15 protein-coding genes are annotated in these 12685 nt (G+C 68.9%); 8 read left to right on the plus strand and 7 right to left on the minus strand.

Annotated features, from left to right (window positions below; translation table 11 throughout):
- Positions 1 to 7: 7 nt before the first annotated feature.
- From ON19_RS15660 to ON19_RS15670, 3 genes are all read left to right on the plus strand, one after another.
- Positions 8 to 1327: a family 1 glycosylhydrolase gene (locus ON19_RS15660; protein WP_043692197.1), complete on the plus strand. Its 1320-nt coding sequence runs from the start codon at positions 8 to 10 to the stop codon at positions 1325 to 1327.
- A gap of 122 nt (positions 1328 to 1449) precedes the next feature.
- Entirely contained in the window at positions 1450 to 2265 is an 816-nt protein-coding gene (gene prcB, locus ON19_RS15665) for a proteasome subunit beta (protein WP_051168924.1), read from the plus strand.
- Positions 2266 to 2902: 637 nt separating this feature from the next.
- The gene (locus tag ON19_RS15670) at positions 2903 to 3703 is read left to right on the plus strand and encodes a hypothetical protein (RefSeq protein WP_043692200.1); all 801 of its coding nucleotides are present in this window, start codon (positions 2903 to 2905) and stop codon (positions 3701 to 3703) included.
- On the opposite strand, the gene ON19_RS15675 is transcribed toward ON19_RS15670, so the two are convergent.
- The 3 genes from ON19_RS15675 to ON19_RS15685 all read right to left on the minus strand — a co-directional run bounded on the left by ON19_RS15675 (position 3700) and on the right by ON19_RS15685 (position 5708).
- Entirely contained in the window at positions 3700 to 4095 is a 396-nt protein-coding gene (locus ON19_RS15675) for a VOC family protein (protein WP_043692205.1), read from the minus strand. The genes ON19_RS15670 and ON19_RS15675 overlap by 4 nt on opposite strands.
- A gap of 13 nt (positions 4096 to 4108) precedes the next feature.
- Positions 4109 to 5407, minus strand: coding sequence for an NtaA/DmoA family FMN-dependent monooxygenase (locus ON19_RS15680; RefSeq protein ID WP_043692405.1), 1299 nt, complete (start codon positions 5405 to 5407; stop codon positions 4109 to 4111).
- Positions 5408 to 5525: 118 nt separating this feature from the next.
- On the minus strand, positions 5526 to 5708 hold the full coding sequence (locus ON19_RS15685) for a hypothetical protein (RefSeq protein WP_043692208.1): 183 nt from the start codon (positions 5706 to 5708) through the stop codon (positions 5526 to 5528).
- Positions 5709 to 5935: 227 nt separating this feature from the next.
- Here ON19_RS15685 and ON19_RS15690 point away from each other — a divergent pair, with 227 nt between their 5' ends.
- Positions 5936 to 6196: a hypothetical protein gene (locus ON19_RS15690; protein ID WP_157229724.1), complete on the plus strand. Its 261-nt coding sequence runs from the start codon at positions 5936 to 5938 to the stop codon at positions 6194 to 6196.
- A 77-nt stretch (positions 6197 to 6273) separates the two neighbouring features.
- Here the strand turns inward: ON19_RS15690 and ON19_RS38965 are convergent, their stop codons facing one another.
- Positions 6274 to 6909 (minus strand): TetR/AcrR family transcriptional regulator, encoded by a 636-nt coding sequence (locus ON19_RS38965; protein ID WP_051168925.1) that lies wholly within the window; start codon positions 6907 to 6909, stop codon positions 6274 to 6276.
- 76 nt (positions 6910 to 6985) lie between these two features.
- Here ON19_RS38965 and ON19_RS15700 point away from each other — a divergent pair, with 76 nt between their 5' ends.
- The 3 genes from ON19_RS15700 (at position 6986) to ON19_RS15710 (ending at position 9259) form a co-directional block, all read left to right on the plus strand.
- Positions 6986 to 7735: an SDR family NAD(P)-dependent oxidoreductase gene (locus ON19_RS15700; protein WP_157229725.1), complete on the plus strand. Its 750-nt coding sequence runs from the start codon at positions 6986 to 6988 to the stop codon at positions 7733 to 7735.
- Positions 7732 to 8235, plus strand: a complete 504-nt coding sequence (locus ON19_RS15705; RefSeq protein ID WP_043692217.1) for a VOC family protein — start codon at positions 7732 to 7734, stop codon at positions 8233 to 8235. Before ON19_RS15700 ends, ON19_RS15705 begins: the two co-directional genes overlap by 4 nt.
- Positions 8236 to 8383: 148 nt before the next feature.
- Complete coding sequence (locus ON19_RS15710) at positions 8384 to 9259, plus strand: TIGR03619 family F420-dependent LLM class oxidoreductase (protein WP_043692220.1); 876 nt, start codon at positions 8384 to 8386, stop codon at positions 9257 to 9259.
- Between the two features lie 13 nt (positions 9260 to 9272).
- On the opposite strand, the gene ON19_RS15715 is transcribed toward ON19_RS15710, so the two are convergent.
- The 3 genes from ON19_RS15715 to ON19_RS15725 all read right to left on the minus strand — a co-directional run bounded on the left by ON19_RS15715 (position 9273) and on the right by ON19_RS15725 (position 11681).
- Positions 9273 to 10142, minus strand: coding sequence for a fructosamine kinase family protein (locus ON19_RS15715; protein ID WP_051168926.1), 870 nt, complete (start codon positions 10140 to 10142; stop codon positions 9273 to 9275).
- Positions 10139 to 10918, minus strand: a complete 780-nt coding sequence (locus tag ON19_RS15720) for a helix-turn-helix domain-containing protein (protein ID WP_043692223.1) — start codon at positions 10916 to 10918, stop codon at positions 10139 to 10141. The genes ON19_RS15715 and ON19_RS15720 overlap by 4 nt, the downstream gene beginning before the upstream one ends.
- Before the next feature lie 139 nt (positions 10919 to 11057).
- Positions 11058 to 11681: a hypothetical protein gene (locus tag ON19_RS15725; RefSeq protein WP_043692226.1), complete on the minus strand. Its 624-nt coding sequence runs from the start codon at positions 11679 to 11681 to the stop codon at positions 11058 to 11060.
- 203 nt (positions 11682 to 11884) lie between these two features.
- On the opposite strand from ON19_RS15725, the gene ON19_RS15730 reads away from it, so the two are divergent.
- The gene (locus tag ON19_RS15730; RefSeq protein WP_051168927.1) at positions 11885 to 12682 is read left to right on the plus strand and encodes an ABC transporter permease; all 798 of its coding nucleotides are present in this window, start codon (positions 11885 to 11887) and stop codon (positions 12680 to 12682) included.
- Positions 12683 to 12685: the final 3 nt, after the last annotated feature.

Below are 12685 nucleotides of genomic sequence, written 5' to 3' on the forward strand. Positions count from 1 at the left end.
TACGGCGATGCGTATACGCACTGGGCGGCGCGGGTTCGCCGCGCTGTCGGCCGCTGCGGCGATGCTGATGACTTCGGGTGTTTCCGCTGCTCAGCCGAGCCGGGAGTTGCCTGTGCTCGGTGCGGACTTTCTGTGGGGTGTGGCGTCGTCGGGGTTTCAGTCCGAAGGGCATGCGCCCGACAGCAACTGGTCGCGCTATATCGCGTCGGGTGCGACGGCGGATCCGTATCGCGATTCGGTGGATTTCGCGCGCCGCTACATCGGTGATGTCGAGCTGGCGGCGCGTCTGGGTGTGCGGGTCTACCGGGTGGGTATCGAGTGGGCGCGGTTGCAGCCCGCGCCGCATGCCTGGGACGAGGCGGCGTTCGGGTTCTACGACAACGTGATCGCGCGGATTCTCGCGGCGGGGATGCGGCCGATGCTGACTTTGGACCATTGGGTGTATCCGGGGTGGGCGTTGGATCGTGGCGGGTGGCGTAATCCGGGCATGGTGGAGGATTGGCTGGCGAACATGCGCAAGGTGGTGCACCGGTATTCCTCGCGTGATCCGTTGTGGGTGACGTTCAACGAGCCTGCCGCGTATGTCGGCACCGAGTTGCGCACCGGTGGGATCAGTGTCGAGGAGGCGCCGGTGATGGTGGATCACATCGCGCAGGCGCACAACGAGATCTACGACGTCATTCACCGTGCTCGGCCGGGTGCGCAGGTGACGAGCAATCTGGGCTATGTGGCGGGTGCGGAGACGGAGGTCAACCAGCCGATCGTGGATCGGATCTCGGCGAAGCTGGACTTCATCGGTGTCGACTATTATTTCGCTCCGCTGCCGCAGACCGGGGAGTCGGCGCAGGGCGGCGCGGAGGGTGGTCCTGCGATGTGGGAGCTGCCGGTGCATCCGGAGGGTATCTACTACGCGTTGCGGCATTACGCGCGTCAGTTCCCGGGTCGTCCGCTGTATGTCGTGGAGAACGGTCTTCCGACGGAGAACGGGCAGGTTCGGCCGGATGGTTATACCCGGGCCGATCACTTGCGGGACACGGTGTATTGGCTGCAGCGGGCGAAGGCGGACGGGATGAACGTCATCGGCTACAACTATTGGAGTCTGACCGACAATTACGAGTGGGGTTCCTACGCGCCGCGGTTCGGGCTCTACACGGTGGACGTGCTGACCGATCCGACGTTGCGGCGACGCCCGACCGATGCGGTCGAGGCCTACGCGGATGTGATCCGCGCGGGTGGTGTGCGGCCCGGTTATCAGCCGACGCGGGCTCCGGTCCCCTGTGTTCAGATCGACGCACCGGAGACCTGCACCGGGGATGGCCCGGCCTGAGCGGACGGGTTGCGGAGTGGCGCTGGGCGAGGGTTGCCGCCGTGAGGTGGGGTGTTCCGGTAACGTCGGCGGGAGAGCTTGTCGTTCGCGGGTGGTGCAGGCTCCGCCCGGAAAGGTGATTCATGACGACCGACAGTCACCTGCCGCTCGGCTTGCAGTACCCGGCGGCGTCCTTCTCGGAGTATCTGCGCCGTTACGCGCCGCAGTTGTTGCCCGATCAGGGCTTCGGCGCCGGTGGTGGTGTGGCGCCGCACGGGACGACGATCGTTGCGATCAGTTATCGCGGTGGTGTGCTGGTGGCCGGTGACCGGCGGGGCACGATGGCGAATCTGGTGGCGACGCGGGATATGCAGAAGGTCTTCGTCACCGATACGTATTCGGCGGCCGGTTTCGCGGGCACGGTGGGGATGGCGCTGGAGATGATCCGGTTGTTCGCGGTGGAGCTCGAGCACTACGAGAAGATCGAGGGGGCTGCGCTGACGTTCGACGGCAAGGCCACGAAGTTGTCGGCGATGGTGCGCGCCAATCTGCCCGCGGCGCTGCAGGGTATGGCGGTGGTTCCGCTGCTGGTCGGCTATGACCTGGGTGCCGCGGATCCGCGGCGGGCGGGGCGGATCGTGTCGTACGACGCGGTGGGTAGCCGGCACGAGGAGCGTTTCGGTTACACCGCTGTCGGGTCGGGGTCGGTGTTCGCGGAGTCGTCGTTGAAGAAGACCTATCGCCGCGATATCGATGCGCAAGGGGCGCTGCGTCTGGCGGTGGAGGCGCTGTTCGATGCGGCTGATGACGATACCGCGACGGGCGGTCCGGATCTGCTGCGCGAGATCTACCCGACCGCGGTGCTGGTCGACGCCGAAGGTGCGGTGGAGGTTTCGGACGAGCGTCTGGCGGAGATCGCCCGTGTCGTGGTCGACGCGCGTGCGTCGGCGGGGCGCTGAGTAGCGGGGTTCCGCTCCCTGGTGCGGCGCCGGTCCGGAAGGTGTTGTCGAATGTGGCTTCCGGAGCGGGGAAATATGCTCGCGCCCGGCCGGGAAGGGCTGATCCGCTGAGGGGTGTCGAAAGCACGGCTGCCCGGGTGGGATTCGGGATATTCGGCCGGGATTCGTACGTGTGCGGCGGAGATTTGTGACCGAAGTCCCATTGCGCACATGTTAAGCGTGTCACAGCAATTGGCGGGGGGCCGGTTCGGCAAGGGTGCGGTGAAACGGCAAAGGCCGAGGCCAACGCCATGGGCGAAATGTTACTCATCGGTTGGGTCACTTTCCGCTCGTATACCGTTGGAGCTGCGGCGATGTGTGGGACATCGATCACGCTTGCCCACGGTCGCGGAGGTGCATACGGTGATTTTCGTCGATGGTCGATGACGCCCGTATCGAATTTCACCTCATTCATGTGTCGCGATTTCGACCCCTGGGGCAATTTCACTGTTATTGCGTTGGGCGGCAGCGAATTTCACGCGGCACCGGCGAAACCGGAGCAATGGTACAAAACACCCCCTGGCAGGCAACCGAAGCGCGACACCGTGGGAGCGGCGGCTCCGATCACCCGGTACGCGGCGCGACACCACCACGGGGGTTGGACTGGGGCTTTCTGTACGCCGCGGCCACGAGCGTCGCCGCGTTCGTCCTGCTGTTCCAGCCGTGGCTCTCGGCGTCGGGCTCGGGTGGCGAGGCGCGCTCGGACGCGTTCGGCCGGATCACGGGTTTCACCGAGGGTTTCGACGAGTTTTCGGTGTCGAAGTTCCGTGATGTGAACATCAGCGGCGCCTGGGGTCTGCTGGCCGCCGCCGCGATGGTGGTCACCGTGTTCGCCGTGCTGGCGCAGGCGCGGTCGCGTTCCCGCGCGCTGGCCCATCTGGTGATGGGCTCCAGTGTGGCCGCGGCGATTCTGGTGCTGTGCGCGCTGCTGTACCTGGATGCCAGGGCGCCGGAATTGCGGGTCCTGATCGACCAGGGCGAAGGTTTCGGTGCGGGGTTGCTGCACCGGGTGCTCGACGAGGCGGCGACGGCCGGGTCGGGTGAGCGCCGGATGGCCGGAGCCGGACTGACGCCCGTGGCGTTGGCCGTCGGCGTGATGACCGCCGCGGCCGCGGTGGTCGCCGTCGCGCAAGGCAGTCGCCGCTACGGTCTCAGTCCGATGCGAGCGCTGTCGTGGCTCGTGACGCCGCTGCCCGCGGAGCAGCAGCAGGCTCCGGCGGCGGCCGCCGAGGCACCGCGCCCGGCGGAGCGCCCGGCGCCGGAGGCCGACCAGGTGCTGTGGGACGAACTCGTCTTCGACGACGATCTGGTCGCCAACATCACGTGGGTGCGCAACACGAATCCACCACAGCACGACACCACCGCTGCCCCTTTCAAGACGCCGGTTCTCACCCGCTAGCGTTCGGGTGGTTCGTCCAGCCCGCGCACGCGCGCACGTGTTTCGGCTGACCACTGGACGTATTCCAGCTGTGCCCCGTCGGCGTGACGGACGTACACGAACGTTCCGGTGGCGCTGGTGAACGGTCCGGCGATGAGTTCGGCGCCGTAGTCGGTCACCGTCCTCAGGAGTGCGTCGAGATCGTCGACGATGATCGGGCCGACGGTGCTCCGGTAGTTCTCGACGTCTTCCGGCTTGCCCGCGATGAGCAGGAAGTCCCCGACGGCGGCGAGTTCGGCGTTCTCGAAGCCGAAACGCAGATCCGCCGGTGCGCCGACCAGCCGTTCGTAGATCGGCAGGGCGGTGTCCAGGTCGGCGACGAAGGCTCTGGCATAGGTTTTCAGGATGCGCACGCAGTGGTCCCGGTCAGCTCGGTAGCGGGGGTAGTTCGAGGTTGTCGCGGAAGGTGGCGCCGAGGTAGTCGGAACCGACGATTCCGCGGCGGCGCAGTTCCGGCAGCAGCCCGTTGACGACGAAGTCACGGGTGCGGTCCTCGGCTAGCCCGCCGAGGGAGATCACATCCAGAACGCCCGCGTCGTAGCGTTCTTCGATGGCGTCGGCGAGCTGTTCGGGAGTTCCGACGGCGGCCCAGTGGCCGGTGTCCTTGGCGGCGATGATCAGTTCGCGCAGCGTCTTTCCCGACCGTGCGAAGTTGCTGAAGATCTCCACGCGCCCACGCCTGCGGTGTACCGCGGTCACGTCGGGAAGCAGGGTCTGCGGTAGCGGCTTGTCCAGCGGCAGCCCGGACAGGTCGACGCCGCCGCCGAGCATGTCGGCCAGGGCGGCGCGGCCCGCCTCGAAGTCGGTCGCCTCCGCTTGTTCCCGCGCCAGGCGCCGGGCCTCGGCTTCGGTCGCGCCGTAGATGGCGTGGAACGAGCTCATGATCAAGGGCAGGCCCTCGGCGCGGCCGAGTTCCCCGGCGCGGGCGCGGATGCGCTTGGTGTAGGTGACCGCGTCCTCCAGGGTGGGCAGCGAGGTGAACACGACCTCGGCGAACCGCGCGCCCAATTCGATGCCGCCGGCCGACTGCCCGGCCTGGAACTGGACCGGCCTGCGCTGCGGCAGCGGCGGGATGTTCAGTGGCCCGCGCACGGTGAAGTACTGCCCCGCGTAGTCGATCGGGCGGACCCTGCCGGCATCCAGGATCGCGCCGCCGCGCCCGTCGGAGGTCAGAGCGCCCGGCTGCCAGCTGTCGAACAGGGCGTTGACCACTTCGAGGGATTCGGTGGCGCGTGCGTAGCGCTCTTCGGGGCTCGGCAGTTCCTGTTCGCCGTAGTTCTCCTCCCCTACCGAGGAGGTCACCGCGTTCCAGGCCGCGCGCCCGTTGCTGATGTGGTCGAGTGTGCCGAACAGGCGCGCGAGGTTGTAGGGGTGGTGGAAGGTGGTGGTCACCGTGGCGATCAGCCCGACGTGCGAGGTCACGGCGCTGAGTGCGGAGAGGAAGATCAAGGGTTCCTGCGCGCCGATCGCGCCTTGCGCGCCGAAGCTCAGCAGGTCGGCGGCGAAGAGGGCGTCGAACTTGTGCCGTTCGGCGATTTTCGCGACCTCGATCGATGACGCGACCGTGGTGGCGGCCGGATCGATGGCCGCGGCGTAGACGCTCACCGCACCGCTGACGCCCGTGACGGTCTTCAGCGGTCGCCGCCGCCTTCCAGCATGGCCCATTGCGGCGACGCTACCGGCGCGTGCCGGCGCCGTCATGGGTTGCGATCAGCGAGATGTTTTCTGCCCGAGTCGAATAGCGGGGCACGCCGGCCGTGTCCGAACGCCGAGGTGCGCGGCCCTATGTCGGCTGCGGCCGGTCGCCGGCGCGTTCCTCTGCTGTGGGGCGGTCCGCTCGCAGCACTCGTACCACTCCGGTGTCGAGGTCGATGTCGAACTGCGGCGTGTGGGGTTGCCCGTCGCTGTCCTCGCTGCCCTCATGGGTCAGCTTCTTGCCCGGAAACAGCTCCCCGATGACGCTCATACGATCACGATACGCGTCGGCGGTGGTCGAGTCGCTGGAGCGTCGCGCCGCCCCGGTTCGTGCCGCTGGTCGCCCGGTCGCCGGCCGATAGCCAAGGGACAGTCCCATTTCGGCACCTGTGGGGCCGCGGCTCGGCTAGCATCATGTTTGCTTCGATCGGCCGAGGACCGCGGCACGGGGAGCACTGGGCGACCGACAACGAATCGAACGACAGATCGGCCCACCGCATGGAACAAGACGCCGACCTCGCCCAGGCCCGGGTCTTCTTGGAGTTGCTGACCGTCCGCGCCCAGACGCTGGCGCGCGAACTCGGATTCGCCTATCGCGGCGACGCCGCCGCACGGCACGAGCTGCACACCGAATTGTGCGCTGTGCGTCGCTACATCGATCGGATCCACCGCAGATTCCCGGAGACCGCCTCTCCTCGAGGCAATCGGCCGCTCACCGCGCCGGGATACGGTTCCGGGTGGCCGCGGACGCTGGGGTGAGGATCCGCCGCGGCGCTGCGTCGCCGGCCACGGGCGGCCGTGCGATGCCGCGGCACGACGGGGCGCCATGCCGGGTTTCAGTGTCCCGGCGCGGAGGCTGTGTGCTCGCGGACGGGCACGGTGAGCATGGCGACGATCATGTCCACGATCTCCGCGTCGTCCCCGGGGTGGGCGGTGCGGACGCCCGATTCGAGGGTGCGCTCGTAGTCGGCGATCAGCGCGAGCATGACGGTGGTCATGGTTTCCAGGCGCTGCCTGCGCAGACGTCCCGGCAGGCCGAGCGCGGTGTCGAGCCGGGTGGCGATGATCCGGACCGCTGCTCGGTCGGCTCCGGCGAGGCGGCGGGCATCGGCGACCACGGGATGAGTGCGCACGACTTCCAGGAACCGCCCCAGATGGGTCACTCCGTCGTGGCCGAGCAGTTCCAGGATCGGCGTGGCGAGCATGGCGACGAGGGTGGGCAGGTCGTTGGGGACGCCTGCGGTCTCGTGGGCGGCCAGCAACTGCATGCGCCGGTGTTCGAGCCAGTTCATCCGCCGCTCGACGATGGCCTCGATCAGCCCGGTGCGCGAGTCGAAGTAATAGTGCACGGCGGAGTTGTTGCGTTGGCCGGCCGCGGCGGCGATGTCGCGCAGCGGCACGTCGACGCCGCGTTCGGCGATGAGGCGTTCCCCGGCGTCGAGCAAGGCGGTGCGCGAAGCGGCGCTCGGCATACCCGCACTGTACTAAACACGAGTATTGACGATGTTAAACACAGATGCTTAATTAAACGTCGTGGATAATGTGGCGGTGGTCACCGGTGCCGCGTCCGGTCTCGGCGCCGCGTTGTGCCGCCTGCTGGCCGCGCGGGGCGTCGCGGTCGTGGCCGCCGACACCGATGCCGCCGGTCTGGTGGGCCTGGCCGCCGATACCGCGATCCACACACAGGTCATCGACGTCTCCGACGACGAGCAGGTGCGCCGCCTCATCCACAGCGCCGTCGCCGAGTTCGGACGCATCGACTTCCTGGTCAACAACGCCGGTATCCGCCTCGGCGGCACCGTCGAGCACATGCCGTTGCCGCAGTGGCAGCGGATCGTGGACGTGAACCTCTGGGGTGTGGTGCACGGGACGCGCCACGCCTACCCGCTGATGCGGACGCAGGGATACGGTCATATCGTCAACATGGCGTCCATCGCGGGACTGACACCGGTGTCGCCCTCGGCCGCCTACGCGATGACCGAGCACGCGGTGGTCGGACTGAGCACCGCGCTGCGGGTCGAAGCGGCCGCGGCGGGGGTCAGGGTGAGCGTGGCGGTGCCGGGAGGGGTCGCCACCGACATCGTCGATTCCGGTATCGACCTGCCCGGGTACTCCTTTCGCGGACCCGTGCGCCGGATGCCGATCGGGATGATCAGTTCGGAGCGGGCCGCGGCGCACATCCTGCGCGGGATGCGGAAGAACAAGCCGTACATCGTGTTTCCCCACTACAACAAGGCGGTGGTCGCCGCCTACCGGTGGTGTCCGAGCCTGATGGGCCGCGTCGAAGGACGCCGATGATCGCCGGCGGGCCGATCTTTCAACTGTGCTGGGTGGTGGAAGATCTGACCGCGGCGTGCGAGACGTTCACCACCCGGTACGGGGTCGGCGAGTGGTTCACCATCCCGGATGTCCACTTCGGGCCCGAGGCCGCCGAACTGCGGGGCGTACCGGCCGATTACACGATCAGTGTGGCGCTCGGCTACGCGGGCGGCCAGCAGCTGGAATTGATCGAGCCACGTGGCGGGTCGAGCCTGTACGCCGAGCATCTCGACCGTCTCGGCCCCGGGCTGCATCACGCCGCCTGGGTACCCGCCGACTACGACGCCGCGCTCGCCGAGACCGCCGCGGCAGGTATCGACATCGTCGCGCGCGGCAGGTTCGAAGGCGTCGGGATGGAGTTCGCCTACCTCGACGGCGGGCCGATCGGGTCGCACATCGAACTGATGCGGCTGTCGCGAGAGATGAAGGCCATGTTCGACCACTTGATTCCGGAAGGCTTCACCAACCCATGGCAGTAGGCGGTGACCTTCCGGCCGGCCTCGACACCATCGAGGCCGCTCGGATCCGCTTGCGTCAGTTCCCCTCACTTCTCGGCGACGGCCCGGTCCGCGGGCACCGGCGCCGGGACCCGCGCGGCGCGCACGACGCGCCAGGAAGGCGAGCACTATGCGCTTCACCTACGCCGAGACGATGACCGATCCGTCGTACTATCTCGCTCTCGCCAAGGCCGCCGAGGAGGCCGGCTACACCTCCATGGCGGTCGCCGACAGCGTGGCGTATCCGAAGGAATCCGACGCGAAGTATCCCTACACCCCCGACGGTAACCGGGAGTTCTTGGAGGACAAGCCGTTCATCGAGGCGTTCGTGCTCAGTGCGGCGATGGCGGCGGTCACCACCACCCTGCGTTTCACCCCGTTCGTGCTGAAGCTGCCGATCCGGCCTCCGGTGCTGGTGGCCAAACAGGCCGCCTCGGTGGCGGCGCTGAGCGGCAACCGGTTCGGGCTCGGCGTCGGCATCAGCCCGTGGCCGGACGATTTCGAGATCATGGGGGTGCCGTTCGACAAGCGTGGTGCGCGGATGGACGAATGCATCGATATCGTGCGCGGGCTCTCGGCGGGCGGATACTTCGAATACCACGGGCAGTTCTACGACATTCCGCCGATCAAGATCAGCCCGGTGCCGACCGAACCGGTGCCGATCCTGATCGGCGGCCACAGCAAGCCCGCGTTGCGCCGGGCCGCCCAGCGCGGCGACGGGTGGATGCACGCCGGTGGCGACGGCGCCGACCTCGACCGGCTGCTGGCCGAACTGGACGCCCTGCGCGCGGAGTACGGCACCCGCAAGGACTTCGAGGTGCACGTCATCTCGCTGGACGGCTTCACCGTGGACGGCGTCAAGCGCCTCGAGGACAAAGGCGTCACCGACGTGATCGTCGGGTTCCGGCTGCCCTACACCACCGAGCAGGACACCGAGCCGCTGGAGACGAAGATCGCCAACCTGTCCCGCTTCGCGGACAAGGTCATCGCGCGGGTCAACGGGTGACAGGCAGGTCCGGTCAGGACGCCAGCGCCGAGCCTGCCGCGACGAGGGTCTGCGCGCGGTAGCCCGCGCCGAACAGCACGAGGTGCACCAGCAGCGGATGCAACTGGTGCAGCGGCGTGCGGGTGCGCCAGCCGTCGGCGAGCGGATGGGTCTCGTGGTAGGCCGCGCGGATGCGGTCCAGGTGCGGGGCGCCGAAGAGGGCGAGCATGGCCAGGTCGGTCTCGCGGTGGCCCGCGTGCGCGGCAGGATCGATGAGCATCGCCCGCTGCCCGGTCCACAGGACGTTGCCCGACCACAGGTCGCCGTGGATGCGGGCCGGGGGTTCGGCGGGCCCGGCCAGGTCATCGATGCGGTCGATGACGCGCTCGACCAGGCGGGTTCCGTCGGCGCCGAGATGCGCGGCGGCAGAAGGAAGATAGGGCGCGAGACGATGCTCGGCGTACCACTGCGACCATGGTCCGTCCATCGGGGTGTTGGGCAGCGGCAGGCTCGCGATCCAGCCTTCCCACGGCGCACCGAACCGGGCGGAGCCACCGGCGTGCAGCGCGGCGAGTTCGCGGCCGAGTCGCTCGGCGGCAGCGGGTGTGGGTGCGGTTTCCTCCAGCCAGGGCAGCACCAGCATCCGGTCGTCGGCGGCGAGCACCTGCGGCAGCAAAGCGCAGGCGCCGTCACCGCGCGTGCCGGTTTCCGTGCTTCGCAGCCAGGCCAGGCCCGCCGCTTCGGCCGTGAAGACGGACGTCGGCGTGGCCGAGGCCTTCACGAACACGGTGCGGGCGTCGGCCAATTCGGCGCGGTGCAGCGTCCACGCATGGCGCGCGCCGAGATCGGTGACGGCGCGCACGGGCAGGTCGAGCAGTGCGGACAGCTGGGCGGCGCGGTTCACCGGGCGCCCGCGGTGAGCCGCTTCATGGTGTCCTCGTCGGCGGGAAAGAACGACTCGATGGCCAGTTCGGCGACGGTGACGTTCATCGGGGTGCCGAATACCGTCGTGACGCTGAGCAGCGACAGCTCGTCGCCGTCGTGTTCGATCCGCAGCGGGACGACCGCCTGGTCGGGTTCGGGAACCGCCGGGTCCACTTCCCCTCCCGGGTAGGACCGCAGCTCTTCTAGCAGGTCGGCCAGTTCCCGGGATCCGGTCACCTCGGCCTGGCGCGCCAGGCGGGCGAAGATGTGGCCGCGCCACTCGGCGAGGTTGCGGATGCGGCCTGCCATGCCGTCGGGGTGCAAGCTCAGCCGCAGCGCGTTCACCGGCGGTCTCGTCAGCTCCGGGTCGATGCCCGCGATGAGCACGGCCACACCGCTGTTGGCGTCGATCATCGTCCAGTTCTGGTCGATGGCCAGCGCCGGGTAGGGCGCGTGCCCGGCGAGGATCTGGCGCATGGCCCCGCGGACGGCGTCCATGGCGGGAGTGTCCAGGCCGGGTTGCGCGTAGGCGGGGGCGTAGCCCGCGGCCAGCAGCAGGCGGTTGCGTTCGCGCAACGGGATCTCCAGATGCTCGGACAGGTGCACGATCATGGTCCGGCTCGGTGTGGCTCGTCCGGTCTCGATGAAGCTCAGGTGCCGCGCCGAGGTATCGGCCCGCCCGGCCAGCTCCAGTTGGCTCAGTCTGCGTTCCAGACGCCAGTGCCGCAGCAGGTCACCGGCCGTTGGGGTAGTCACGCCCCGATCCTACGAACAGCCGTACGGCAGGGCGATTACCTCTCGGGTAATCGACGTCCGTACCCGGGCCGAACCGCTCGGGCCGTGGCACCGAGGCATCCGGCCGGAAGCCCGTCTTCCGGCCGGGTGTGGCGTGCTCTCACGCCATCTCGGGAACGCGCAGGTGCGCGAACGACAGGTCGAACTCTCCTACTTCGAGCACGTTGGCACCCACCCGTTGGGTGGCCTGTGCCCTGATCCGATTGGTCTGCTCGCGACTGCCGTCCATCGCCGTCCGGGATTCCCATACGGTCGCGCCCACCGCGCGGCCGCTTTCCCGGTCGATCAACAGGCTTGCGCTGCAGAACCCGTCGAGCATCTCCGTCTGCGGCAGCACTTCCATCTTGAACGTTTCGGCCAGCCGGTCGAGCTGGCTCGGATCGACCTGCACCCACGTGCACCGGGTGCAGGCATTGTCGCCGGACGGATGATCACGATGCATCACCGCGATCTCCCATTCCTCGACCCGGTCCACCCGGCCGCCGAGCTGCCGGGCCAGGCCCTCGCGCAGCTGCTGAACCCGGCCTCTGCTGGCGTGCAGTGCCTGCTCGGTCTCCCACGACGTCGTGGCGATGCAGCGTCCGGTCGACCGGTCGGTCATCAAGGACATTCCGACCCACCCCTGGATCTCGGACAGATTCGGCATCACTTCATCACGGAGGTATGCGGTCCCGTCGTCGATCGACGACGCCTGGGCCGCAATTGTGCTGGAACGTGCGTACACGGGCCACCTCCCACCTGGTCAGGGTGGCGCCCCGGTGGCGCCACCGGACATAACTCACCTTCCTCCAGCCCGCGCCCACACGCAATGCCCCCGTCGTGCGCGAATTGCCCGGTCGTTTCCGACCGATGCGGACGAGGGATTCCGGTCGCGCGGCCGGACCCGGGTGAGCACAGGCATGTGTCAGGGCGTGAGAGAGTGCTCGGATGACTACGGCCATAACACCCGGGGCGGGGTTGGTGGTGCTGTGCACGGTCATGGTCGTGGGCGCGGCGGCGGTGTATCGGGTGGCCGGGCTGGGGCGGGTGTCGGTGGCGCCGCGCGCGGCCGTGCGGGGCGCGGCCCAGCTCGCGGCGGTGGCGCTGATCCTGACCGCCGCGCTGGCGCAGCTGTGGTCGTCTTTTCTGGTGCTGGCGGTGATGTTCGGCGCGGCGGCGGCGACCGCGGCGCGGCGCGCCCACGCGGGGCGCTCGGCGCTGTGGTTGACCTCGGCGCTGGGCGCGGGCCTCGGTGCGGTGCTGCCGCTGCTGCTGCTCAGCGGCGTCGTGCCGCTCACCGGGGTGGCGCTGGTGCCGATCGGCGGCATCGTTCTCGGTGGCACCATGACGGCGACCTCGCTCGCGGCGCGGCGCGCGCTGGACACGATCGAGCAGCGATGGGGCGAGGTCGAAGCCGCGCTCGGTCTCGGGTTCAGCGAGCGCGACGCGCGCCTGGAGATCATCCGGCCCACGGCCGCCGACGCGCTGCTACCCGGCGTCGACCAGACCCGCACGGTGGGGCTGGTGACCCTGCCGGGGGCCTTCGTCGGCGTTCTGCTCGCGACCGGTTCGGCGGCACAGGCCGCCGCGGTGCAGGTCATGGTGCTGACCGGGTTGCTGCTGGCGCAGTCCTGCGCTGTCGCGGTCACCATCGAACTCATCGCCCGCAGAAGGGTGCATCGCCTCGCCACCGCAGCGCGGCCCGATCGCCCGTCCCCGAGCCGCGCGCACGGATCACCCCGGTGATCC

The organism is Nocardia abscessus NBRC 100374, assembly GCF_000308455.1.
Lineage (GTDB): Bacteria > Actinomycetota > Actinomycetes > Mycobacteriales > Mycobacteriaceae > Nocardia > Nocardia abscessus.

Excerpts from the sequence above, each read along its gene's own strand:
- ON19_RS15690 (WP_157229724.1), top strand. The coding sequence starts at position 5,936 with ATGGAACAAGACGCCGACCTCGCCCAGGCCCGGGTCTTCTTGGAGTTG.
- ON19_RS15680 (WP_043692405.1), bottom strand. The coding sequence starts at position 5,407 with ATGGGCCATGCTGGAAGGCGGCGGCGACCGCTGAAGACCGTCACGGGC.
- ON19_RS15710 (WP_043692220.1), top strand. The coding sequence starts at position 8,384 with ATGCGCTTCACCTACGCCGAGACGATGACCGATCCGTCGTACTATCTC.
- ON19_RS15685 (WP_043692208.1), bottom strand. The coding sequence starts at position 5,708 with ATGAGCGTCATCGGGGAGCTGTTTCCGGGCAAGAAGCTGACCCATGAG.
- ON19_RS15705 (WP_043692217.1), top strand. The coding sequence starts at position 7,732 with ATGATCGCCGGCGGGCCGATCTTTCAACTGTGCTGGGTGGTGGAAGAT.
- prcB (WP_051168924.1), top strand. The coding sequence starts at position 1,450 with ATGACGACCGACAGTCACCTGCCGCTCGGCTTGCAGTACCCGGCGGCG.
- ON19_RS15730 (WP_051168927.1), top strand. The coding sequence starts at position 11,885 with ATGACTACGGCCATAACACCCGGGGCGGGGTTGGTGGTGCTGTGCACG.
- ON19_RS15660 (WP_043692197.1), top strand. The coding sequence starts at position 8 with ATGCGTATACGCACTGGGCGGCGCGGGTTCGCCGCGCTGTCGGCCGCT.
- ON19_RS38965 (WP_051168925.1), bottom strand. The coding sequence starts at position 6,909 with ATGCCGAGCGCCGCTTCGCGCACCGCCTTGCTCGACGCCGGGGAACGC.